This window comes from Pseudomonas sp. MWU16-30322, from assembly GCF_020515535.1.
In the GTDB taxonomy this organism is placed as follows: Bacteria; Pseudomonadota; Gammaproteobacteria; order Pseudomonadales; family Pseudomonadaceae; genus Aquipseudomonas; species Aquipseudomonas fluorescens_H.
The window spans coordinates 259,447-280,665 of record NZ_JAIWYL010000005.1 but is presented as its reverse complement, the minus strand read 5'-3'; the positions used below and the strand labels follow the sequence as shown (position 1 = coordinate 280,665).

Here is a 21,219-nt window from a genome sequence, read left to right as displayed (position 1 = left end):
TGATGTGCTTTTTCAACCAAAAGCATGGCTCTTTGATATCATTTGTCTCAGTGTGGCACAAGATTGGCGTCAGATAATTGATCGGCGGCAGTTATTCGCCCGACGGCCCCCTCTTTAATTGACGCTCCCCCCCCCAACCCTCTAACCTTCGCGGCTTGTTTCAGGTGCTCTGTGACCTGTGTCGACAGAGTGAAACAGGGAAGCCGGTGAGGGTTGTCTTCAGGCGAAGAACGATCACGATCCCGGCGCTGCCCCCGCAACGGTAAATGAGTGAAAACTGTGCATTGAGCCACTGTGTCGACGACGCGGGAAGGCGCGCAGTCAGGCGATTCGCCGCTCATGAGCCCGGAGACCGGCCTGATCCATCCAGCGGCATCACGGTGGGCGATGCCAGGCTTTTTGCCGTCTATTCTTGTGCCTGCCCGCCGTTATCCAGCCTCAACGGAGAGCTCCCCCATGACCGATTCCCCCGAGCGCGACGAACGCCATCTGGCGCGTATGCAGCGCAAAAAAGCCGTGATCGACGAACGCATCGCCAATTCCCCTGACGAATGCGGCCTGGTGCTGGTGTTGACCGGCAATGGCAAAGGCAAAAGCAGCTCGGCGTTCGGCATGCTCGCCCGCGCCATGGGCCACGGCATGCAGTGCGGCGTGGTGCAGTTCATCAAGGGCCGCAACAGCACAGGCGAAGAACTGTTCTTCCGCCGTTTCCCCGAGCAAGTGCGCTTTCACGTGATGGGCGAGGGCTTCACCTGGGAAACTCAGGACCGCCAGCGCGACATCGCTGCCGCCGAAGCCGCGTGGGCCGTTTCCCGCGAGTTGCTGCGCGATCCGTCGATTGGCCTGGTGGTGCTGGACGAGCTGAACATCGCGCTCAAGCACGGCTACCTCGATCTGGATCAGGTGCTCAGTGACTTGCAGGCGCGTCCGCCGATGCAACACGTGATCGTCACCGGTCGCGCGGCCAAGCCGGAAATGATCGAGATGGGCGATACCGTCACCGAAATGGGCATGCTCAAACACGCCTTCCAGGCCGGCATCAAAGCGCAGAAAGGCGTCGAACTTTGAATCAACCACGTCACTGCCCGGCGGTACTGATTGCCGCGCCGGCCTCCGGTCAGGGCAAGACCACCGTCACCGCCGCGCTCGCTCGCTTGCATCGCAACCAGGGGCGCAAGGTGCGCGTGTTCAAGTGCGGCCCGGACTTTCTCGACCCGATGATTCTCGAGCGCGCCAGTGGTGCGCCGGTGTATCAACTGGACATGTGGATGGTCGGCGAGCAGGAAAGCCGCCGTCTGTTGTGGGAAGCCGCCGCCGAAGCCGATCTGATCCTGATCGAAGGCGTGATGGGCCTGTTCGACGGCACGCCATCCAGCGCCGATCTGGCGCGGCATTTCGGCGTGCCGGTGCTCGGCGTGATCGACGGTACCGCGATGGCCCAGACCTTTGGCGCGTTGGCGCTGGGGCTGGCGCGTTATCAGCCGGATCTGCCGTTCGCTGGCGTGCTGGCCAACCGTGTCGGCACTTTGCGTCATGCGCAATTGCTCGAAGGCAGCCTCACCGAAGGTTTGCGCTGGTACGGCGCATTGTCCCGGGAAACCGGGATCGAGTTGCCGAGCCGCCATCTCGGCCTGGTGCAGGCCAGTGAACTGAATGATCTGGATCTGCGTCTCGACGCCGCCGCCGAAGCCTTGGCCAGCAGTTGCGAGGTAGCGCTGCCACCGGCCGTGGCATTCGCCGCGCCCGAAGTGATCCCTGCTGAACCGCTGCTCGACGGCGTGCGCATTGCTGTCGCTCGCGATGAGGCTTTTGCCTTCACCTACGGCGCCAGTCTCGATCTGCTGCGGGCGATGGGCGCCGAGTTGAGCTTCTTCTCGCCGATCCGCGATACCCAACTGCCTGCGGCCGACAGTCTGTATCTGCCCGGCGGTTATCCGGAATTGCACCATGTCGCGCTGGCGCAAAACACCGCGATGCTCGACGCGATCCGTGCGCACCACGCCGCCGGCAAGCCGTTGCTCGCCGAGTGCGGCGGCATGCTCTATCTGCTCGACGCGTTGACCGACGTTGACGGCACCCGCGCCGAACTGGTCGGGCTGCTGCGCGGTGAGGCGGTGATGCAAAAGCGTCTGGCGGCACTGGCACTGCAAGCGGTGGATTTGCCGGAAGGTTCGTTGCGCGGTCACACCTATCACCATTCCCTGACCAGTACCGAGCTGACGCCGATTGCCCGAGGCCTGAGTCCGAATGGCGGGCGTGGGGCGGAGGCGGTTTATCGGGAGGGGCGGATGACGGCGTCGTACGTGCATTTCTACTTTCCGTCGAATCCTGCGGCTATCGCGGCACTATTTGCACCAGATATCGAGGCCGCTTTCGCGAGCAAGCCCGCTCCCACATTGGATCACCTAACCCCTGTGGGAGCGGGCTTGCTCGCGAAGAGGCCATGAACGACAACGCATTCACTGAGGCCGAGCGCACAGCGATCTATAAAGCCATCGCCGAACGCCGCGACATGCGCCACTTCACCGGCGGCACGGTCGAACCGGAGCTGCTGCGCCGCCTGCTCGAAGCCGCGCATCAGGCGCCCAGCGTCGGCCTGATGCAGCCGTGGCGTTTCATCCGCATCAGCGATCGCGCCTTGCGCGGGCAGATTCAGCACCTCGTCGAAGAAGAGCGCATCCGCACCGCCGAAGCCCTCGGCGAGCGCAGCGATGAGTTCATGAAACTCAAGGTCGAAGGCATCAACGACTGCGCCGAAGTGCTGGTCGCAGCGCTGATGGATGATCGCGAAAAACACATTTTCGGTCGTCGTACGCTGCCGGAAATGGACATGGCGTCGCTGTCCTGCGCGATTCAGAATCTGTGGCTGGCGTCTCGTGCCGAAGGGCTGGGCATGGGCTGGGTGTCGCTGTTCGAACCGCAGGCACTGGCCGACCTGCTGCAGTTGCCGGCCGGGGCCAAGCCGCTGGCAGTGTTGTGCCTGGGCCCGGTCAAGGAATTCTATCCGGCGCCGATGCTGGTACTCGAAGGGTGGGCGCAGTCGCGCCCGCTCAATGAGTTGCTGTACGAAAATTATTGGGGAGTGAGTCAATGAGTGTGGCGTTGTTGAGTGTCGCCGCGGTCGCGCTGGATGCGCTGCTGGGTGAACCGAAACGCTGGCATCCGCTGGTGGCGTTCGGCAATTTTGCCGGGCGCATCGAGCGCCGTTTCAATGCGGGCGGGCGTGGCTGGCGCAGTCACGGGGTCACTGCGTGGGTGATCGCCGTGTTGCCGCTGACCTTGCTCGCCACTGCGTTTTCCTGGGCACCGTACGTGGGCTGGATCGTCGAGATCCTGGCGCTGTATTGCGCCCTCGGCATGCTCAGCCTCGGTGAGCATGTCGCGCCGGTAGCCGCGGCCTTGCGCGCTGATGATCTGCAAGAGGCGCGCAAACGCGTCGGCTATCTGGTCAGTCGCCAGACCAGCGAACTGGACAGCACCGCCGTCGCTCGCGCCGCGACTGAATCGGTGCTGGAAAACGGCAGTGACGCGGTGTTCGCCGCGCTGTTCTGGTTTGTCGTGGCTGGCGCGCCGGGGGTGGTGCTCTATCGCCTGAGCAATACCCTCGACGCGATGTGGGGCTATCGCAACGAACGCTTCGAGCGCTTCGGCTGGTGCGCGGCAAAAATCGACGACGTGCTCAACTACATTCCGGCCCGGCTGGTGGCGCTGACCTACGCGCTGCTGGGCAACACCCGGCTTGCCTGGAAATGCTGGCGCACTCAGGGGCCGCAATGGGACAGCCCTAACGCCGGTCCGGTGATGGCGGCCGGTGCCGGTGCGCTGGGTGTCGAACTGGGCGGGCCGGCGATCTATCACGGCGAACTGCATCAGCGTCCACAACTGGGTGAAGGTCCGCCAGCCGATGCCGATTCGATTGATCGCGGCTGGCAATTGGTCCAGCGCGGGGTATGGTTATGGCTGCTGATTCTCTGCGTGGGGGCTGAATTCTATGCTTGAGCACGGTGGCCGGCTGCGCAAGGCTGCACTCGATTACGGGATTGCCGAGGCTGACTGGCTCGACTTGTCCAGCGGCCTCGCGCCGTGGCCGTTTGCGGTGCCGGAGATTCCGATGCGCGCCTGGGCACGCTTGCCGGAAACCGATGACGGACTGGAGCAGGCCGCGTGCGATTACTACGGCGCCTCGCAGGTGCTGCCGGTGGCCGGTTCGCAAATGGCGATCCAGTTGCTGCCGCGTTTGCGCCGCGCCGGCAAGGTCGGCGTGTTGTCGCCGTGTTATGCCGAGCACGCCGAAGCCTGGCGCCGCAGCGGTTACATCGTGCGCGAAGTGCTGGAGCAGGAAGTCGAATTCTTTCTCGACAGCCTCGACGTGCTGGTGGTGGTCAATCCGAACAACCCGACAGGCCTGAGCCTGACCCCGGCGCGGCTGCTCGATTGGCACGCGCGGCTGGCTCAGCGTGGCGGCTGGCTGGTGGTCGATGAAGCGTTCATGGATAACACGCCGCAGCTGAGTCTGGCGCCGCATACCCACCAGATCGGTTTGATTGTGCTGCGCTCGTTCGGCAAGTTTTTCGGTCTGGCCGGAGTGCGTCTGGGCTTTGTGCTGGCCGAGCGCAAATTGCTCAGATTGCTCGCCGAACAGGTCGGACCTTGGGCGGTCAGCGGGCCGACACGGGTGCTCGGTCAGGCCTGTCTGCAAGACACCGAAGCGCACACCCGGCAACGCATTCGCAGCGATGAGGCCAGTGAGCGTCTGGCGCTGCTGCTGGAGCGCTACGGCTTCAAACCCCACGGCGGTTGCGCGTTGTTTCAGTGGCTGATCACCGAGCACGCGGCGGCGCTGCACGAATTCATGGCCCGGCGCGGCATCCTCCTGCGCATCTTCGTTCACAACAGCAGTCTGCGTTTCGGTCTGCCCGCCAACGCCGCTGAAGAAGCGCGTCTCGAAAACGCGCTGCAAGCCTTTGCCAAGGAAATGAAATGACCACCCTGATGGTGCAAGGCACCACTTCCGACGCCGGTAAAAGCACGCTGGTGACGGCGCTGTGCCGCTGGGCCACCCGTCAGGGCGTGGCGGTGGTGCCGTTCAAGCCGCAAAACATGGCGCTCAACAGTGCAGTGACCGCCGACGGCGGCGAGATCGGTCGAGCGCAGGCGGTGCAGGCGCAAGCGGCGCACCTCGAACCGCACACCGACATGAATCCGGTGCTGCTCAAGCCCAACAGCGACACCGGCGCGCAGGTAATCATCCATGGCCGCGCGGTCACCAGCATGAACGCGGTGGCGTATCACGACTACAAAGCCATCGCCATGCAAGCGGTGCTCGCGTCGCACCAGCGACTCAGCGCGGCATATCCGCTGGTGATGGTCGAAGGCGCTGGCTCGCCGGCCGAGATAAATCTGCGTGCCGGTGACATCGCCAACATGGGCTTTGCCGAAGCGGTGGATTGCCCGGTGCTGCTGATCGCCGACATCAATCGCGGCGGGGTTTTCGCTCATCTGGTCGGCACGCTTGAACTGCTGTCGCCGAGCGAGCAGGCGCGGGTCAAGGGCTTCATCATCAACCGTTTTCGCGGTGACATCGCCTTGCTGCAACCAGGCCTCGACTGGCTGGAACAGCGCACCGGCAAACCGGTGGTCGGCGTGCTGCCGTACGTGATGGATCTGCACCTGGAAGCCGAGGACGGCATCGACCAGCGCCAGACCGACAAGGCCGAGCAAGTGCTGAAAGTGGTGGTGCCGGTGCTGCCGCGCATCAGCAATCACACTGACTTTGATCCGCTGCGTTTGCATCCGCAGGTCGATCTGCAATTCATCGGCCCGGGGCAGGCGATTCCGGCTGCCGACTTGATCATCCTGCCCGGCTCGAAAAGCGTGCGCAGCGACCTCGCGTATCTGCGCGCCAATGGCTGGGATGCGGCAATCAATCGGCACTTGCGTTATGGCGGCAAGTTGCTGGGGATTTGTGGTGGTCTGCAAATGCTTGGCGAACAAGTACACGATCCGCTGGGCCTGGAAGGCGCGCCGGGTTCCAGTGCCGGACTGGGTTTGCTGGCGTTCGAAACCACGCTGGAAGCCGAGAAGCAATTGCGCAATGTGCGCGGGCATCTGGCGCTGGAAAACGCCGAGGTCAGTGGCTATGAAATCCATGCGGGCGTGACGGTGGGGCCGGCGCTGGAGAGCGCGGCGGTGCATCTGGATGACGGCCGTTGCGATGGCGCGCAGAGTCTGGACGGTCAGGTGTTCGGTACCTATCTGCACGGCTTGTTCGAATCACCGCAAGCCAGTGCCGCGATGCTGCGCTGGGCCGGGTTGAGCGATGTGCAGGAGGTGGATTACCACGGCTTGCGCGAGCGCGATATCGAGCGGCTGGCGGATCTGGTGGAGAAGCATCTGGATACCGGGCTACTGCGTCAGCTCTGTGGGATTTGAGGTGGATTCATCGCGAGCAGGCTCACTCCTACAGGAGATCGCGAACAATTCACTGTAGGAGTGAGCCTGCTCGCGATGACTGAAGTCGGTACACCGCCAATTTGAAGGAATGAACCATGCTCCAACTGATCCTCGGCGGCGCCCGCTCCGGCAAAAGTCGCCTGGCGGAAAAACTCGCCAGCGCCAGCCATCTGGCGGTCACTTACATCGCTACCAGCCAGCCGCTGGACGGCGAGATGAACGAACGCGTCGCCCATCACCGCGCGCGGCGTCCGGCCGAATGGGCGCTGATCGAAGAGCCGCTGCAACTGGCCCGCGTCCTGCGTGAAAACGCCAGTGCCGAGCGTTGCCTGCTGGTGGATTGCCTGACCCTGTGGCTGACCAATCTGCTGATGCTCGATGACGCCGCGCGTCTCGCTGCCGAGCGCGAAGCCCTGCTGGACTGCCTGGCGTCATTGCCGGGAGAAATCATTTTTGTCAGCAACGAGACCGGAATGGGTGTCGTGCCGCTGGGCGAATTGACTCGCCGCTACGTCGATGAAGCCGGTTGGCTGCATCAAGCTCTGGCCGAGCGTTGTCAGCGAGTCGTCCTGACCGTCGCCGGCCTGCCCCTGACCCTGAAAGGACCTGCGTTATGACCCAAGCGTGGTGGTTGAACCCGTGCCAATCCGTAAATGCCGAGATCGTTGAACAGGCGGCGGCGCGCCAACAGCAACTGACCAAACCGGCCGGCTCCCTCGGTCGCCTCGAAACCGTGGCGGTGCAACTGGCCGGATTGCAGGGGCAGATCAAACCGACGCTGGAGCAGGTGTGGATCGCGATTTTTGCCGGCGATCACGGGGTGGTCGCGGAAGGCGTTTCCGCGTTCCCGCAGGAAGTCACCGGGCAGATGTTGCTCAACTTCGTCAGCGGCGGTGCGGCAATCAGCGTGCTGGCGCGGCAGCTCGATGCGCGTCTGGAAGTGGTCGATCTGGGTACCGTGACGCCGACGTTGAATCTGCCGGGCGTACTGCATCTGAACATCGGCCCGGGCACAGCGAACTTCGCCAAGGGCGCGGCGATGACCCGGACGCAGGGCGAACTCGCGTTGCAGGCCGGTCGTGACAGCGTGCTGCGGGCCAAAGCCGCTGGCGCTGAGTTGTTCATCGGTGGCGAAATGGGCATCGGCAACACCACCGCCGCCAGTGCGCTGGCCTGTGCCTTGCTCGACTGTCCGGTGGTGCACTTGACCGGTCCCGGTACCGGGTTGAATGCCGAGGGCGTCAGCCATAAAGCGCAAGTGATCGAGCGCGCACTGGCGCTGCACGCGGCGCAACGTGGCGATGCGCTGCAAACCCTGTTCAACCTCGGCGGTTTTGAAATCGCCGCACTGGTCGGCGCGTATCTGGCCTGCGCGCAGGAAGGCGTCGCGGTGCTGGTCGACGGGTTTATCTGCACGGTCGCTGCGCTGGTGGCGGTGCGGCTGAATCCGGCCTGCCGCGAGTGGCTGCTGTTCGGCCACCGTGGCGCCGAGCCGGGCCATCGCCACGTGCTGGAAACCCTCAACGCTGAACCGCTGCTGGAGCTTGGCTTGCGTCTGGGTGAGGGCAGTGGCGCGGCGTTGGCCGTGCCGTTGTTGCGTCTGGCCTGCGACCTGCACGGGCAAATGGCGACGTTCGCCGAAGCCGCGGTGGCGGATCGTCCGGCATGACGTTGCGTCTGGACCTGCTGCGCCACGGTGAGACTGAATTGGGCGGCGGTTTGCGCGGCAGCCTCGATGATGCGTTGACTGAAAAAGGCTGGGCGCAGATGCGTGCCGCCGTGGTGGCGGGTGGGCCGTGGGATCGGCTGGTCAGTTCGCCGCTGCAGCGGTGTGCGCGGTTTGCTGCCGAGTTGGGCGAGCAATTGAATCTGCCGGTTCATTTGGACAAGGATCTGCAAGAACTGCATTTCGGTGCCTGGGAAGGGCAGAGCGCAGCGGCGTTGATGGCGACTGATGCCGAGGCGCTGGGGCTGTTCTGGGCCGATCCGTATTCGTTCACGCCGCCGCAGGGCGAACCGGTCAGTGATTTTGCGGCTCGCGTGCTCGGCGCGGTGGCACGTTTGCATCAGGCCTATGCCGGCGAGCGCGTGTTGCTGATCAGTCATGGCGGCGTGATGCGCCTGCTGCTGGCGCAGGCGCGTGGTTTGCCGCGAGAGCAGTTGCTCAATGTCGAGGTCGCGCATGCTGCGCTGTTTGCGCTCAGCGTCGAAGCCGATGGCGCGCTGAAGGAAGGTCACTGAGATGCTGCCACTGTGGATCGCCCTGCAATTTCTCAGCAGTTTGCCAATTCGTCTGCCGGGGATGCCGCAGCCGCAACAGCTCGGGCGTTCGCTGCTGTTTTATCCGCTGGTGGGGTTGCTGTTCGGGGTGATCCTCTGGTTGTTGAACCTGGCATTGAGCGGTGCGCCATTGCTGCTGCATGCGGCGCTGTTGCTGACGGTGTGGGTGCTGCTCAGCGGGGCGCTGCACCTCGATGGTCTGGCTGACAGCGCCGATGCCTGGCTCGGTGGCTTCGGTGATCGCGAGCGCACGCTGACGATCATGAAAGATCCGCGCAGCGGGCCGATTGCGGTGGTGACGCTGGTGTTGGTGTTGCTGCTGAAGTTCTGCGCGTTGCTGGCGCTGCTCGAGCAGGGGCACGGGTTTGTGCTGATCATCGTGCCGTTGCTGGGACGTGCGGCGTTGCTGGGGCTGTTTCTGACCACGCCGTATGTGCGGGCGGGTGGGTTGGGGCAGGCGTTGGCTGATCATTTGCCGCGCCGGGCCGGTTGGTGGGTGCTAGGGGCGAGTGCGCTGGCCTGCTTGCTGATTGCCGGGGTGACAGCGATCATTGCGCTGGTTGTCGCGTTCGTTGGGTTTGTCTGGCTGCGGCAGGTGATGATGCGGCGGTTGGGCGGGACTACGGGCGATACGGCGGGGGCGTTGCTGGAATTGCTGGAAATGGCGGTGTTGGTTGGAGTGGTGTTGGTCTGAGATATTTCTATGACAGTACCGGCCTCTTCGCGAGCAAGCCCGCTCCCACATTTGGAATGCATTCCCCTGTGGGAGCGGGCTTGCTCGCGAAGTCGGTGTGTCAGACGCCACAAAGCTTATTGATAAACTCATGTGTAACTTGATTTAACACAGTCGCGGGTATATACACGCATCATGCTTCCTTCTCAGTGTTTGTGCACCAACCTGCGTCGCGCCGCTCGTGGCGTCAGCAGGCATTACGACGGCGCTCTCGACGGCTTCGGGATCAACGTTGCCCAGTATTCTTTGCTGTGCAATCTGCAGCGTCTGGATCAACCGAGCATCTCGGAACTGGCCGAAGCCATGGGCCTGGATCGCAGCACCCTGGGGCGCAATCTGCGGGTGCTCGAAGGTGAAGGGCTGGTGGCGCTGGCCGAGGGCGAGGACATGCGTAATCGCATCGTCCGGCTCACCGAAACCGGTGCACAGCGCCTTGCGGCGGCCCTGCCGGCCTGGGAAGCGGCGCAACAGCGATTGATCGATCGGCTGGGTGCCGAGAAGCGTGAAACCTTGCTGCGACTGTTGGACGAACTGGCCTGAAGGCCGGTTTTTCCGGTTTTAAGCGGGTATATACCCGCGAACGGAGAATAACAATGACATCGATGTGGCGTACGTGCGGTTGGGTGTTGCTGGGAAGTGCGCTGATTCTGGCGTTGTCGTTGGGCGTGCGGCACGGCTTCGGTCTGTTCCTGTCGCCGATGAGTGCGCAGTTCGGCTGGGGGCGCGAAGTGTTCGCCTTCGCCATCGCCCTGCAGAACCTGATCTGGGGCCTGGCGCAGCCGTTCACGGGCGCGCTGGCTGACCGCTTCGGCGCGGCGAAAGTGGTGCTGGTCGGCGGCGTGCTGTATGCCGCGGGCCTGGTGTGCATGGGCTTGTCCGATTCAGCGCTGACCCTGTCGCTGAGTGCCGGTCTGTTGATCGGTATCGGCCTGTCTGGCACCTCGTTCTCGGTGATTCTCGGTGTGGTTGGGCGTGCGGTGCCGCCGGAAAAACGCAGCATGGGCATGGGCATCGCCAGTGCTGCCGGTTCGTTCGGCCAGTTTGCGATGTTGCCGGGCACGCTGGGTTTGATCGGCTGGCTCGGCTGGTCGGCGGCGCTGCTGGTGCTTGGCCTGCTGGTGGCGCTGATCGTGCCGCTGGTGAGCATGCTCAAGGACAAGCCGCTGCCGGTGCTGGGCCACGAGCAAACCCTGTCCGAAGCGTTACGTGAGGCCTGCTCGCACTCGGGGTTCTGGTTATTGGCGTTCGGCTTCTTCGTCTGCGGTTTTCAGGTGGTGTTCATTGGCGTGCATTTGCCGGCCTATCTGGTTGATCAGCATCTGCCCGCCACGGTTGGCACCACGGTGCTGGCGCTGATCGGTCTGTTCAATATCTTCGGCACTTACACTGCCGGCTGGCTCGGCGGGCGCATGTCCAAGCCGCGTCTGCTGACGGCGTTGTACCTTTTGCGGGCGGTGGTGATCGTGCTGTTTCTGTGGCTTCCGGTGACGACGACCTCGGCGTACTTGTTCGGCATGGCCATGGGCTTCCTGTGGCTGTCGACGGTGCCATTGACCAACGGCACGGTGGCGACCTTGTTTGGCGTGCGTAACCTGTCCATGCTCGGCGGTATCGTGTTCCTGTTCCATCAGCTCGGCTCGTTCCTCGGCGGCTGGCTGGGTGGGGTGGTGTATGACCGTACCGGGAGTTATGACTTGATCTGGCAAGTGGCGATTCTCTTGAGCCTGCTGGCGGCCGCGCTGAACTGGCCGGTGCGCGAGCGTCCGGTGGCGCGTCTGCAACCGGCTGTCGGCGCCGTATGAAGCGTTCCTGGCCGCGAATCGCCTTCATCGCACTCGGCGCGCTGTTGCTGGCGCTGGTGTGGTGGGGCTGGCATCAGGGCGGCCTGGCGTTGATGCAGTTGGGCATGGGCGCTTGCTTGTAGGCTTGGAGGGCGAGTAACGTCGATGTCTGATAACCGCATCAAGGATGCCCGACATGTTCATGCGCTGGTGTGCTGTACCCGCGTTGTTGATGGCGTTGACCGGACTGGCCCAGGCCGCTGATTGTCCGGAGGCGCTGCAAGGTTCGTTGCCCAGGTTGCGCGCCAAGGAATCCGTCGATCTGTGCCAGCGTTACGCTGGCAAACCGCTGGTGGTGGTCAATACCGCCAGTTTCTGCGGCTTCGCCCCACAGTTCGAGGGCCTCGAGGCGCTCAATCAGCACTACAAGGCGCAAGGCCTGGAAATGCTCGGCGTACCCTCCAATGACTTCAAGCAGGAGTCCAAGGACAGCGCCGAAACCGCCAAGGTCTGCTACGCCAACTACGGCGTGACCTTCACCATGACCGAACCGCAGAAAGTCCGTGGCGACGATGCTACTCACCTGTTCAAGGTGCTGGCCGAGCAGAGCAGCGCGCCGAAGTGGAATTTCTACAAGTACGTGATTGATCGTCAGGGCAAGGTGATCGCGAATTTCTCCAGTCTGACCAAACCGGATGATCCGGAGTTTATTGCGGCGGTTGAAAAGGCCATCGCCTCAAAACCTCTCAACTGATAACACACGCTTTTTGTGGGAGCGGGCTTGCTCGCGAAGGCTGCGGATCATTCAGCACTTGTTCTGGATGTCAGACCGCATTCGCGAGCAAGCCCGCTCCCACATTTGATCTGTGGTGTTTGAACAGGCGCAAAAAAGCCCCGCTTTCTGCAAAGAGAGCGGGGCTTTTCAATGGGCGAGGGGTTAGCCTCGCCGTGCAGCATCAGAAGCGGTAAGTAGCGCCGACACCGAAGCCGTTTGCCGAGTTTTCATACTTGGCGTCGTAGGTCTGGCCACGATCGTTCTGGTTGCGGATATTGACCGCCTCTTCCTTCAGGTACGAGTAAGCGACGTCGATGGTCAGGTCTTCGGTCGGGCTCCAGCCGGCACCGATGCTGAAAATGGTCCGGTCGCCGGTAGGAATGCGCGGCGAACGGTCGACGTTGTTGGTTGGCGACTGGTCGAAGGTCAGACCGGTACGCAGTACCCATTCCTTGTTCAGCTGGTACGAAGTACCGACGGCGTAGGCCCAGGAGTCGTGCCAGTTCTGTTCTTCGGTGATCTCGCCGAACTGACCGGCCAGCAGCGGCTGCACGCCGGAGTTTTCAACGGTGATCTTCTTCAGCTGGCTCCAGCGGGTCCAGGTCGAACCGGCGTAGACGTTCCAGCGGTCGTTGATCGCTTGAGTAACCGAGAAGTCCACGGATTCAGGTGTGGTGATCTTCAGCGAAGCGTCGTACTTCTGGCTGGCACCCAGACCGACTGCAGCCAGTGCGCCGTAGTTGACCTTGGTGTTGCCTTCGAGCTTGTAGTCGACTTTCGAGTGGTAGGTCAGACCCAGGCGAGTGGTGTCGGTGGCCTGTACCAGTACGCCGATGTTGTAGCCCAGCGCGGTGTCGTCACCCTTGATCTTGACCTTGCCGTCCGGCGCCAGCTGAGTCACCGAGAGGTTCGACTCGAGGGTGCCGTCGATGCGGTTGATGGTCGGACCGAAACCTACCGAGACCACGTCGTTGAACTTATAGCTGACAGTCGGCTGGAAGGTGATGACTTGTACTTCGGACTTGCTGCCGAAGTAGCGGCCGGCAAAGCCTTTTTCGTAGTCGGTAATCAGGCCGAACGGCACGTACACGCCGAGGCCGAATGCCCAATGCTCGTCGATCGGTTTGACGTAGAAGCCCATAGGTACGGAGGTGAAGGGCACCATGTCGCCTTTGTTGCTGCCGCCGTTAGGGCTGGAGCTGGCGTCGCTGATATCGGTTTTGGCATCGAGGAATGCCACACCGCCGGTGACTTGTTCGCGCGTGAGGCGCGACATGCCGGCAGGGTTGCCATAAACAGTGCTTGCGTCGTCGGCAGAAGAAGATCGCCCAGCGTAACCAGTGCCCATCCCGCTGATGCTGTGTTCGTTGATGGCAAAGCCAGCTGCGAAGATCTGGGTGGATGCCATGGTAACGGCGAGGCTAAGGGTGGTTTTGAGCATGACTTTTTTCATTATTAGAACTCCTGGTGATCACCGGGGCGAAAATTACCAACATTTTCGTCCCAGCGCTATAGTCCGTATAGGCTGAGTTAGAGCGGTTTTGTAGGACAATCAGACCAAAATCCTGACCTGTTGGCCGATCTTTGGAAACTGCAGGGTCAACATGCGACCTGATTCACAGGTGAAACACAGGTGTGCCAGGCGAAAGTAAAGTCGCGCAGGCGGCCTTGGGGCTGGAAGGTCTGGCGCCAGATTCGCGCCATGCCCAGCAGGTCATCGGCGTCGGGGAGCTGAGTGTTTTGTTCTTCGACCAGCAGCCAGGCAATGGCAGTGGCGTAACGCAGGTTGACGGTCAGTTCGAGGTGCGGGCCGCTCAAAAAAGCATGTTGGCTGGCGAGGCCGCGAACCAGGCTTGCGCGTTCCGGATCGAGTGCCAGGTAATGGTCCCAGAGAGCCTGATGGCGGTGCTCGGCAATCCGGTAGAGGCCGTGGCCACGGCGGTCATGCAGGGCGGAGCCGAGGGCGGATTGGCTGGCGGCGATCCCCAGTAGCAGGGATTCGGCGGTTGCGCAGTGGCGTCCCAGATAGATCAGTGTGGGACGGATCACATAGCGGCACAGTTCGCTGGCAGCGATACCCATAATGCCCTCGATTCTTGTAATTGGGCGGCGATACCTGAAGGGGCCTTGGCAGCGGTGGATCGAATCAGGCTCGCCGAAAGCGGATCAAGCCGCTTGAGTTGAAGTGTAGTGTCATATTCGCGACGTAAAGGCCTGTTTTTAAAATATTTCCAGCCGCGAGCCAAAAGCGTTATATCCGATGGTGCTTAGGCGCGAAGGGCTAAAAGCGAAACATCGGGCAATAAAAAGCCCCGCATTTTGTGCGGGGCTTTTGCTTTTGCAGCCTTTTCGGCTCTCAGGCAACCAGTGCCTGACGTGTACGATCGATCACGGCCTGCAGCGGTTCGGCGCTGGAGTATTGATCGGGGTACAGACGCTCGCTGTGGCGAGCGATCCCGTGTTCATTGACCACGGTGAAGCTGAAGCAGCCTTTGCGAGCGGCCATGATCAGGCAGTTCATTGGGGCAAAAGCGTTGGTTAGGGTGCGAATGGCATCCTGAGTATGGATTTGAGTAGACATAGTTATTAGGTGTTCCTACAAATGACACGGATAAGAACCGTGCAACGTTAAAACGTTCCAGTAATGTCGACCACCGTTGGTCGAACAAAGAACCCGACTGGAACAAAGCAGCCAGTTTGAAGCGCTATTAAGTTGGCGCGCTTGGGCTGGCAGGTAGGTACTTAGGAGGACAGGCAACACATCAAGGGCAAAGGTTCTGGGCCCGGGGTGAAGATCCTGATCAATTTGCAGGCTGGTTCGGTCAGAGTAAGTGGTCTTCGCAACACCCTTTGCATTCATTCAAAGGCAGTGTCGGCGCAAGATTTACCTGGAAACCATCGAGGGGTCGTTCCCGCTTTTTCGGTGAAGGGCTTCTTGGAAGAAGGTTGACCGTGGGGATGTGTTCGACCGGAATTGACTTTCAGCTTGGTACTAACGCCGCGGATAGTAACGGAACGTCTTGGGCAATGCAAACCCCCAGCGCAAAAAAGATTTCGTGAGCTGCCAGGCATTGACGTGACATTACCGGCCCTTTCGCGAGCAAGCCCGCTCCCACATGGAAACCCTCTCCAGTATGGGAGCAGGCTTGCTCGCGAAGGGATCACCCTGATCAACCGCCGGTCGCCACAAAAGCGTGCAGCCATCCCCATCACCAACCCGCTTATCCCCAGCCCGATGCGCAAAACGACCCGAAAAAGCGCATCGATATAACCGGGTAACAGGTACTTGTGCACATTAGTTGCGCAGACCGTAACCCCACTGTCATATCAATCCTGACCCCGGTAGCTGCCTGCATCAAAAGTTTAAGTCAATGAAAAATATCGTCTTTTTTTGTTGGTGAAAAAATCGTCAGTTTGACTGCGGGCCCCATTCCACAAGGCTTTGCGCGAGTTCGGGAGCGGTTGTCCACTGAGTTATCCACAGCTTCTGTGGATTGTCCCTAGCGCTTGCTCTAGGACGGGCGTGCCGGGTTTTTTTCGACTTTACCTGTACGAAAAAGAGAGTAGAGTGGCGCGCCTTCCGATCTGTCCCACAGTGTTTTATGAAGTTTCGCTCAGTATCAGGCTCTGTTACCTCCGAACACCCTCGTGTTACCTCTCCCAAGCGATTTTCCGTGCGTGTGGCCGAATGGCTGCTCGACAGCCCGCGTCTGGGCGATAGCCGCAATGCCAAGCATCTGGCGGGGCGTCTGCTCAAGCAACCGGCACGCGAAGGCGTGGTTGCGGCGCAAAGTCGTCTCGGTCAGTTGATGTGCCGCGAGTGCGGCAATGCCCGGGATCGGCGCATCGGTCAGGATCTGTTGCGTCAGGCCGCCCGCGCCGGTGACCGGCGTGCACAACAGGAACTCGGTCTGCTCGAAGACTGAGCTGTCCAACGTCCCACGCCTTGGTTAACCTTCAGGCTTTATCGGATCGGCAGGAGTGGCTATGGCTATGGACTTGACCAGCGTATTGCTGGGTCTGGCGGGCGCGGGACTGCCGTTGCTGGCGCTGGCCTGGCAACTGCAACGCCGGGCCAGCGACCGGCAAGCCGAAGTCGCCTTGCTCGAAGAACGTCTGACCATGGCGCAACTGGCGCAGGACGGGCTCAACGTCCAGCTTGAGGCCAGCCGCGATGAAATCGTCGACCTCGGCCAGGCCAATGCCGCCAAGCAGGCTGAACTGGCTGCACTGCGCCGCGAAGTCGAGCTGCTGCAGATCGAACGTGATGACGCCCGTGACGCTTCGCACGCCTGGAACATCGAGCGCGCCAACAAAGAAGCCGAATTGCGTCGCCTCGACGCGCAGGCCGCGTCGCTCAACGCCGAATTGCGCGAGCAACAGGAAAGCCATCAGCAACGCCTCAACGACCTGCAAGGCTCGCGCGATGAGCTGCGCGCGCAGTTCGCCGAACTTGCCGGGAAGATCTTCGATGAGCGTGAACAGCGCTTTGCCGAGACCAGTCAGCAGCGCCTCGGCCAGTTGCTCGATCCGCTGAAAGAGCGAATCCAGTCCTTCGAAAAACGCGTGGAAGAGAGCTATCAGGCCGAGGCTCGCGAGCGCTTCTCGCTGGCCAAGGAGCTGGAGCGTCTGCAGCAATTGAACCTGCGCCTGAGTGACGAAGCGACCAACCTGACCCGCGCCCTCAAAGGCCAGAAGACCCAGGGCAACTGGGGTGAACTGATTCTTGAGCGGGTGCTCGAACACGCGGGTCTGGAGAAGGGCCGCGAGTACCAGACCCAGGTCAACCTCAAGGGGCCGGATGGCGAGCGCTTCCAGCCGGACGTGATCATTTACCTGCCGGGCGACAAGCAGGTGGTGGTCGACTCCAAGGTCAGCCTCACGGCGTATCAGCAGTACGTCGCCGCTGAAGACGACACCCTCGGCCAGATCGCGATCAAGCAGCACGTGCTGTCGCTGCGCAGCCATGTCAAAGGCCTCGCAGGTAAGGACTACAAGCGTCTGGAAGGTCTGCACAGCCTCGATTTCGTCTTGCTGTTCGTGCCGATCGAAGCGGCATTTTCCGCCGCCTTGCAAGCTGAGCCGACGCTGTTCCAGGAGGCCTTCGACCGCAATATCGTGATCGTCAGCCCGACCACGTTGCTGGCAACGTTGCGGGTGATCGACAGCCTGTGGAAGCAGGAACGGCAGAGCCAGAACGCGCGGGAAATCGCTGAGCGTGCCGGCTGGCTGTACGACAAATTCGTGCTGTTCATTCAGGATCTGGACGAAGTCGGCAATCGCCTGCAACAGCTGGACAAGGCTTACAGCTCGGCGCGCAACAAACTCACGGAAGGGCGCGGCAACCTGGTCAGCCGCAGTGAGCAGCTCAAATTGCTCGGCGCGCGGGCCAGCAAGAGTTTGCCGGCGGATCTGCTGGAGCGGGCGATGACCGATGTCGATGGGCTGGTCGAACTCCCGGAATAACCCGAAGAGCTTCGCGAGCAGGCTCGCTCCCATAGTGAAATGCATTCCAAAGGTGGGAGCGGGCTTGCTCGCGAAGGCGTCAGCGGTAGCGCTGCAACACTCAAGTCGAACGGTTACAACGGCACATACCGACTCAACAACGCCCGCAACGCCGCCGGTTTCACCGGTTTGGCCAGATAATCCAGCCCCGCCGCATGCACCTGCGCCACCGTCTCCGGTCGCCCATCGGCGCTGATCACCACGCCCGGTACCGGCTCACCCAGCGTCGTGCGCAACCACGCCATCAGCTCGGTCCCGGTATCGCCGTGATCGAGGTGATAGTCGACCAGTGCCAGTTGCGGTCGCACACCCTCGTTCAGCAACGCCGCGCATTCCTCGCGATTGCGCGCCGTCCATACCTGACAGCCCCAACGGGTCAGCAGGCTGTTCATGCCAATCAGAATGCTGTCTTCATTGTCGATGCACAGTACCTGCGCGCCGCTGAGCAGCTTGCCGTTCAACTCCACCGCAGTTTTCTGTGGCAGCGATTGCGCCCGGGCCAGCGGCACACTGACACTGAACACACTACCGCGCCCCGGCCACGAACGTACGCGCAGGGTGTGGCCGAGCACGCGACACAAACCGTCGGCAATCGCCAGGCCCAGACCCAGGCCCTTCTCGGCGCGGGTCTGATGGCTGTCGAGGCGTTTGAATTCCTCGAAAATCACTTGTTGTTTGTCTTCCGGAATCCCCGGCCCGCGATCCCACACTTCCAGACACAGCTCGCCATCGCGTCGCCGCACGCCCAGCAGCACCGGGCCCTTGGCATAGCGGAAGGCGTTGGTGAGGAAGTTCTGCAGAATCCGTCGCAGCAGCTTGATGTCGCTGTCGATGCGCAACTGGCTGCCGCGCACACGGAACTTCAGGCCTTGTTCCTGCGCCAGCGCCTTGAATTCGGCGCCGAGCGTATCGAACAACTCATTGAGCGCGAACGGCTTGCGATCGGGGTTGATCTTGCCGTTTTCCAGGCGGGAAATATCCAGCAGGTCGCTGATCAGGTCTTCTGCCGAACGCAGCGAACTGTCGAGGTGTTGCACCAGTTTCTGCGCCTCGCTGCTCAAGCCGTCGTCCTGATGGGAGAGGGCGGCAGAGAACAAGCGAGCGGCGTTCAACGGCTGCATCAGGTCATGGCTGACAGCGGCGAGGAAGCGAGTTTTCGACTGGTTCGCCGCCTCGGCATGGCCCTTGGCTTCGGTCAGTGCGACGTTGAGTTGCGACAGCTCCTGCGTGCGCTCGCTGACCCGTTGTTCCAGGCCTTCGTTGGCCTCGGTCAGCGCCTGCTCGGCTTCGCGGAACGCGGTAATGTCAGTGAAACTCATGACGAAACCGCCACCGGGCATTGGGTTGCCGATCAGCTCGATCACCCGGCCGTTGGGGAACAAACGTTCGGAAGTGTGCGCGCGGCCCTGACGCATCCAGTGCAGGCGCCGGGCGACGTGGACTTCCGCCTCGCCGGGGCCGCACAAGCCACGTTCGGCGTTGTAGCGAATGATGTCGGCAATCGGCCGGCCGACGCTGATCAAGCCGTCCGGGTAGTTGAACAGCTCCAGATAGCGGCGGTTCCAGGCCACCAGTTTCAGCGATTGGTCGACCACGCTGATGCCCTGGGTGATGTTCTCGATCGCGCCTTGCAGCAGCGCGCGGTTGAACTGCAGCACTTCCGAGGCTTCGTCAGCGATACGGACGACGTCCTCCAGCTGCATTTCCCGACCTTCGATGGCGGCTTTTACTACGGCGCGCGTCGAAGAAGCACCGAGCACGCCGGCCAGCAAGCGTTCGGTGTGGGCGATCCATTCGCCATCGGCGTTCTGGTTCGGGTTGAAGCCCTTGCCCTGGCGGTAGGCGAAACGAATGAAGCTCTGCCGCGCACGTTCTTCGCCGACAAAGCGCGCCGCCAGTTGCAGCAAGTCATCGATCTGCACCGCCAGCATCGAACGTGCACTCGGCCGCGCGCTGATTTCCTGGCCAATGAAGCGCCCGGCCTGCCAGTGCTCCGAAACCCGCGTGCGCGACAGCACCGAGACCCAGGCGAACAACGTGAAGTTGCCCGCCAGCGACAGCACCACGCCTTGCGTCAGCGGGGTGATCGGCAGGTTCAGCGGGTTGCTGTGCAGCCACGCCAGACCGGGAAAAGTGCTCAGCGACCAGCCGAGGCTGTGGGCGGCAATCGGCAGGATCAATGTGTAAAACCAGAGGAACGTGCCCGCCGCGAGACCGGCGAACACCCCACGACGGTTGGCCTGTTTCCAGTACAGCGCGCCGAGCATCGCCGGGGCCAGTTGGGTGACAGCGGCGAAGGCGATCTGACCGATGGTCGCCAGGCTCGCGGTGGAGCCGAGCAAGCGGTAGCTGACGTAGGCCAGCAGCAGAATCAACACGATGCTCACCCGGCGTACCGAGAGCATCCACTGGCGGAACACTTCGAACGGGCGCTCGGCGTTGTTGCGCCGCAGCAACCACGGCAACAGCATGTCGTTGGAGACCATGGTCGACAGCGCCACGCTGGCCACGATCACCATGCCGGTGGCCGCCGACGCACCACCAATAAACGCCAGCAACGCCAGGGCCGGATGGGCCTGGGCCAGCGGCAGGCTGATCACGAAAGAGTCGGGCAGTACGTGGCTCGGCAGCATCATCTGCCCGGCGAGGGCGATCGGCACCACGAACAGCGCGGCCAGCGCCAGATAGGCCGGGAACACCCACTTGGCCAGACGCAGATCCTGCGGGTCAATGTTCTCCACCACTGTGACGTGAAACTGCCGCGGCAGGCAGATGATCGCCATCATCGCCACCCCGGTTTGCACCACCATCGACGGCCAGTTAATCGTTTCCTTCCAGTACTCCTCGAGGCGCGGCGCGAGCATCGCCTGATTGAACAGGTCGTCAAAACCGTCGTACAGCCCGTAGGTCACGAACGCGCCGACGGCGAGAAAGGCGAACAGCTTGACCAGCGATTCAAACGCAATCGCCAGCACCATGCCCCGGTGGTGCTCGGTGGCATCGAGGTTGCGCGTACCGAAGACGATGGTGAACAGCGCCAGTACCAGCGACACGATCAGTGCGGTGTCCTGGGCGCGGGTGCCCATGGCGTCGGCACCGGCGCCGATCAGCAGGTTTACACCAAGGACGATGCCTTTGAGTTGCAGGGCGATATAAGGCAGGACGCCGACCAGACAGATCAGCGCTACCACCACCGCCAGCGATTGCGATTTGCCGTAGCGCGCGGCGATGAAGTCGGCAATCGAGGTGATGTTCTCCTGCTTGCTGATCATCACCATTTTCTGCAGAACCCACGGTGCGCCCAGCAACAGCAGGATCGGCCCGAGGTAGATCGGCAGGAATGACCACAGCTGTTCGGCCGCCTGTCCGACCGCGCCGAAGAACGTCCAACTGGTGCAATAAACCGCCAGCGACAGGCTGTACACCCACGCGCGCATCCGCGGCGGCAATGGCGCGCTGCGACGGTCGCCGTAGAAGGCGATGGCGAACATGATGGCCATATAGGCGAGGGCGACGGCGGCGATCAGCCCGGTGGACAACGACATGCAACACTCCCGACAGAAGACTCCCCGGCAGTCCTGCCCGGGCGGACAGTCTCGCATGAGTGCGGCGGTTAGTCAGTGTCGACCAAGGTCGTGGCGTGGCGGGGTGTCGCAGGTTTGAAACCGGGTGGTTCTGAGGTGACTGGTCGG

Annotated in this window: 20 protein-coding genes and 1 riboswitch; of the genes, 16 read left to right on the top strand and 4 right to left on the bottom strand. The window is 62.1% G+C overall.

Annotation, left to right across the window (positions count from 1 at the left end; all coding sequences use genetic code 11):
* Window positions 1-145: 145 nt before the first annotated feature.
* Window positions 146-376, top strand: a riboswitch (cobalamin riboswitch).
* 80 nt (window positions 377-456) lie between these two features.
* From cobO to LCH64_RS12340, 14 genes are all read left to right on the top strand, one after another.
* Window positions 457-1,068, top strand: a complete 612-nt coding sequence (cobO, locus tag LCH64_RS12400; RefSeq protein WP_003223053.1) for a cob(I)yrinic acid a,c-diamide adenosyltransferase — start codon at window positions 457-459, stop codon at window positions 1,066-1,068.
* Complete coding sequence (locus LCH64_RS12395) at window positions 1,065-2,447, top strand: cobyrinate a,c-diamide synthase (protein WP_226500411.1); 1,383 nt, start codon at window positions 1,065-1,067, stop codon at window positions 2,445-2,447. The genes cobO and LCH64_RS12395 overlap by 4 nt, the downstream gene beginning before the upstream one ends.
* Window positions 2,444-3,094 (top strand): 5,6-dimethylbenzimidazole synthase, encoded by a 651-nt coding sequence (gene bluB / locus LCH64_RS12390; protein ID WP_226500410.1) that lies wholly within the window; start codon window positions 2,444-2,446, stop codon window positions 3,092-3,094. The genes LCH64_RS12395 and bluB overlap by 4 nt, the downstream gene beginning before the upstream one ends.
* Entirely contained in the window at window positions 3,091-3,999 is a 909-nt protein-coding gene (gene cbiB, locus LCH64_RS12385; protein WP_226500409.1) for an adenosylcobinamide-phosphate synthase CbiB, read from the top strand. Before bluB ends, cbiB begins: the two co-directional genes overlap by 4 nt.
* Window positions 3,992-4,984 carry a threonine-phosphate decarboxylase CobD gene (gene cobD, locus LCH64_RS12380; RefSeq protein ID WP_226500408.1) on the top strand — a complete coding sequence of 331 codons (993 nt, stop codon included), beginning with the start codon at window positions 3,992-3,994 and terminating at the stop codon, window positions 4,982-4,984. Before cbiB ends, cobD begins: the two co-directional genes overlap by 8 nt.
* A complete protein-coding gene (locus tag LCH64_RS12375) occupies window positions 4,981-6,432 on the top strand; it encodes a cobyric acid synthase (protein ID WP_226500407.1) in 1,452 nt (483 codons plus the stop codon). The genes cobD and LCH64_RS12375 overlap by 4 nt, the downstream gene beginning before the upstream one ends.
* A gap of 116 nt (window positions 6,433-6,548) precedes the next feature.
* Complete coding sequence (gene cobU / locus LCH64_RS12370; RefSeq protein WP_226500406.1) at window positions 6,549-7,070, top strand: bifunctional adenosylcobinamide kinase/adenosylcobinamide-phosphate guanylyltransferase; 522 nt, start codon at window positions 6,549-6,551, stop codon at window positions 7,068-7,070.
* A complete protein-coding gene (gene cobT, locus LCH64_RS12365; RefSeq protein WP_226500405.1) occupies window positions 7,067-8,122 on the top strand; it encodes a nicotinate-nucleotide--dimethylbenzimidazole phosphoribosyltransferase in 1,056 nt (351 codons plus the stop codon). The genes cobU and cobT overlap by 4 nt, the downstream gene beginning before the upstream one ends.
* Window positions 8,119-8,694 (top strand): alpha-ribazole phosphatase family protein, encoded by a 576-nt coding sequence (gene cobC / locus LCH64_RS12360; protein WP_226500404.1) that lies wholly within the window; start codon window positions 8,119-8,121, stop codon window positions 8,692-8,694. Before cobT ends, cobC begins: the two co-directional genes overlap by 4 nt.
* 1 nt (window position 8,695) lies before the next feature.
* On the top strand, window positions 8,696-9,427 hold the full coding sequence (locus LCH64_RS12355; protein ID WP_226500403.1) for an adenosylcobinamide-GDP ribazoletransferase: 732 nt from the start codon (window positions 8,696-8,698) through the stop codon (window positions 9,425-9,427).
* 174 nt (window positions 9,428-9,601) lie between these two features.
* Window positions 9,602-10,006 carry a MarR family transcriptional regulator gene (locus LCH64_RS12350; RefSeq protein ID WP_007950413.1) on the top strand — a complete coding sequence of 135 codons (405 nt, stop codon included), beginning with the start codon at window positions 9,602-9,604 and terminating at the stop codon, window positions 10,004-10,006.
* Window positions 10,007-10,059: 53 nt separating this feature from the next.
* Window positions 10,060-11,268, top strand: coding sequence for an MFS transporter (locus LCH64_RS12345; protein WP_103486115.1), 1,209 nt, complete (start codon window positions 10,060-10,062; stop codon window positions 11,266-11,268).
* On the top strand, window positions 11,265-11,390 hold the full coding sequence (locus LCH64_RS28260; protein WP_256616859.1) for a hypothetical protein: 126 nt from the start codon (window positions 11,265-11,267) through the stop codon (window positions 11,388-11,390). Before LCH64_RS12345 ends, LCH64_RS28260 begins: the two co-directional genes overlap by 4 nt.
* Window positions 11,391-11,443: 53 nt before the next feature.
* A complete protein-coding gene (locus LCH64_RS12340; protein WP_226500402.1) occupies window positions 11,444-12,001 on the top strand; it encodes a glutathione peroxidase in 558 nt (185 codons plus the stop codon).
* A 202-nt stretch (window positions 12,002-12,203) separates the two neighbouring features.
* Here LCH64_RS12340 and LCH64_RS12335 read toward each other — a convergent pair whose 3' ends face one another.
* From LCH64_RS12335 to LCH64_RS12325, 3 genes are all read right to left on the bottom strand, one after another.
* Window positions 12,204-13,475, bottom strand: coding sequence for an outer membrane protein transport protein (locus LCH64_RS12335; protein WP_226500401.1), 1,272 nt, complete (start codon window positions 13,473-13,475; stop codon window positions 12,204-12,206).
* Window positions 13,476-13,621: 146 nt separating this feature from the next.
* Window positions 13,622-14,104, bottom strand: a complete 483-nt coding sequence (locus LCH64_RS12330; RefSeq protein ID WP_103486114.1) for a hypothetical protein — start codon at window positions 14,102-14,104, stop codon at window positions 13,622-13,624.
* Between the two features lie 274 nt (window positions 14,105-14,378).
* Window positions 14,379-14,603, bottom strand: coding sequence for a hypothetical protein (locus LCH64_RS12325; protein WP_064586664.1), 225 nt, complete (start codon window positions 14,601-14,603; stop codon window positions 14,379-14,381).
* A 1,021-nt stretch (window positions 14,604-15,624) separates the two neighbouring features.
* Here LCH64_RS12325 and LCH64_RS12320 point away from each other — a divergent pair.
* Both LCH64_RS12320 and rmuC read left to right on the top strand, forming a co-directional pair.
* On the top strand, window positions 15,625-15,948 hold the full coding sequence (locus tag LCH64_RS12320; RefSeq protein ID WP_080593230.1) for a hypothetical protein: 324 nt from the start codon (window positions 15,625-15,627) through the stop codon (window positions 15,946-15,948).
* 175 nt (window positions 15,949-16,123) lie between these two features.
* Complete coding sequence (rmuC, locus tag LCH64_RS12315) at window positions 16,124-17,488, top strand: DNA recombination protein RmuC (RefSeq protein WP_226500486.1); 1,365 nt, start codon at window positions 16,124-16,126, stop codon at window positions 17,486-17,488.
* A gap of 113 nt (window positions 17,489-17,601) precedes the next feature.
* Here the strand turns inward: rmuC and LCH64_RS12310 are convergent, their stop codons facing one another.
* Window positions 17,602-21,072, bottom strand: coding sequence for a PAS domain-containing hybrid sensor histidine kinase/response regulator (locus LCH64_RS12310; protein WP_226500400.1), 3,471 nt, complete (start codon window positions 21,070-21,072; stop codon window positions 17,602-17,604).
* Window positions 21,073-21,219 lie beyond the last annotated feature (147 nt).

What these genes read in the sequence shown, in the direction of transcription:
- cobO (WP_003223053.1), top strand. Translation starts at nt 457, where the DNA reads ATGACCGATTCCCCCGAGCGCGACGAACGCCATCTGGCGCGTATGCAG.
- bluB (WP_226500410.1), top strand. Translation starts at nt 2,444, where the DNA reads ATGAACGACAACGCATTCACTGAGGCCGAGCGCACAGCGATCTATAAA.
- cbiB (WP_226500409.1), top strand. Translation starts at nt 3,091, where the DNA reads ATGAGTGTGGCGTTGTTGAGTGTCGCCGCGGTCGCGCTGGATGCGCTG.
- cobD (WP_226500408.1), top strand. Translation starts at nt 3,992, where the DNA reads ATGCTTGAGCACGGTGGCCGGCTGCGCAAGGCTGCACTCGATTACGGG.
- LCH64_RS12375 (WP_226500407.1), top strand. Translation starts at nt 4,981, where the DNA reads ATGACCACCCTGATGGTGCAAGGCACCACTTCCGACGCCGGTAAAAGC.
- cobU (WP_226500406.1), top strand. Translation starts at nt 6,549, where the DNA reads ATGCTCCAACTGATCCTCGGCGGCGCCCGCTCCGGCAAAAGTCGCCTG.
- cobT (WP_226500405.1), top strand. Translation starts at nt 7,067, where the DNA reads ATGACCCAAGCGTGGTGGTTGAACCCGTGCCAATCCGTAAATGCCGAG.
- cobC (WP_226500404.1), top strand. Translation starts at nt 8,119, where the DNA reads ATGACGTTGCGTCTGGACCTGCTGCGCCACGGTGAGACTGAATTGGGC.
- LCH64_RS12355 (WP_226500403.1), top strand. Translation starts at nt 8,696, where the DNA reads ATGCTGCCACTGTGGATCGCCCTGCAATTTCTCAGCAGTTTGCCAATT.
- LCH64_RS12350 (WP_007950413.1), top strand. Translation starts at nt 9,602, where the DNA reads ATGCTTCCTTCTCAGTGTTTGTGCACCAACCTGCGTCGCGCCGCTCGT.
- LCH64_RS12345 (WP_103486115.1), top strand. Translation starts at nt 10,060, where the DNA reads ATGACATCGATGTGGCGTACGTGCGGTTGGGTGTTGCTGGGAAGTGCG.
- LCH64_RS28260 (WP_256616859.1), top strand. Translation starts at nt 11,265, where the DNA reads ATGAAGCGTTCCTGGCCGCGAATCGCCTTCATCGCACTCGGCGCGCTG.
- LCH64_RS12340 (WP_226500402.1), top strand. Translation starts at nt 11,444, where the DNA reads ATGTTCATGCGCTGGTGTGCTGTACCCGCGTTGTTGATGGCGTTGACC.
- LCH64_RS12335 (WP_226500401.1), bottom strand. Translation starts at nt 13,475, where the DNA reads ATGAAAAAAGTCATGCTCAAAACCACCCTTAGCCTCGCCGTTACCATG.
- LCH64_RS12330 (WP_103486114.1), bottom strand. Translation starts at nt 14,104, where the DNA reads ATGGGTATCGCTGCCAGCGAACTGTGCCGCTATGTGATCCGTCCCACA.
- LCH64_RS12325 (WP_064586664.1), bottom strand. Translation starts at nt 14,603, where the DNA reads ATGTCTACTCAAATCCATACTCAGGATGCCATTCGCACCCTAACCAAC.
- LCH64_RS12320 (WP_080593230.1), top strand. Translation starts at nt 15,625, where the DNA reads ATGAAGTTTCGCTCAGTATCAGGCTCTGTTACCTCCGAACACCCTCGT.
- LCH64_RS12310 (WP_226500400.1), bottom strand. Translation starts at nt 21,072, where the DNA reads ATGTCGTTGTCCACCGGGCTGATCGCCGCCGTCGCCCTCGCCTATATG.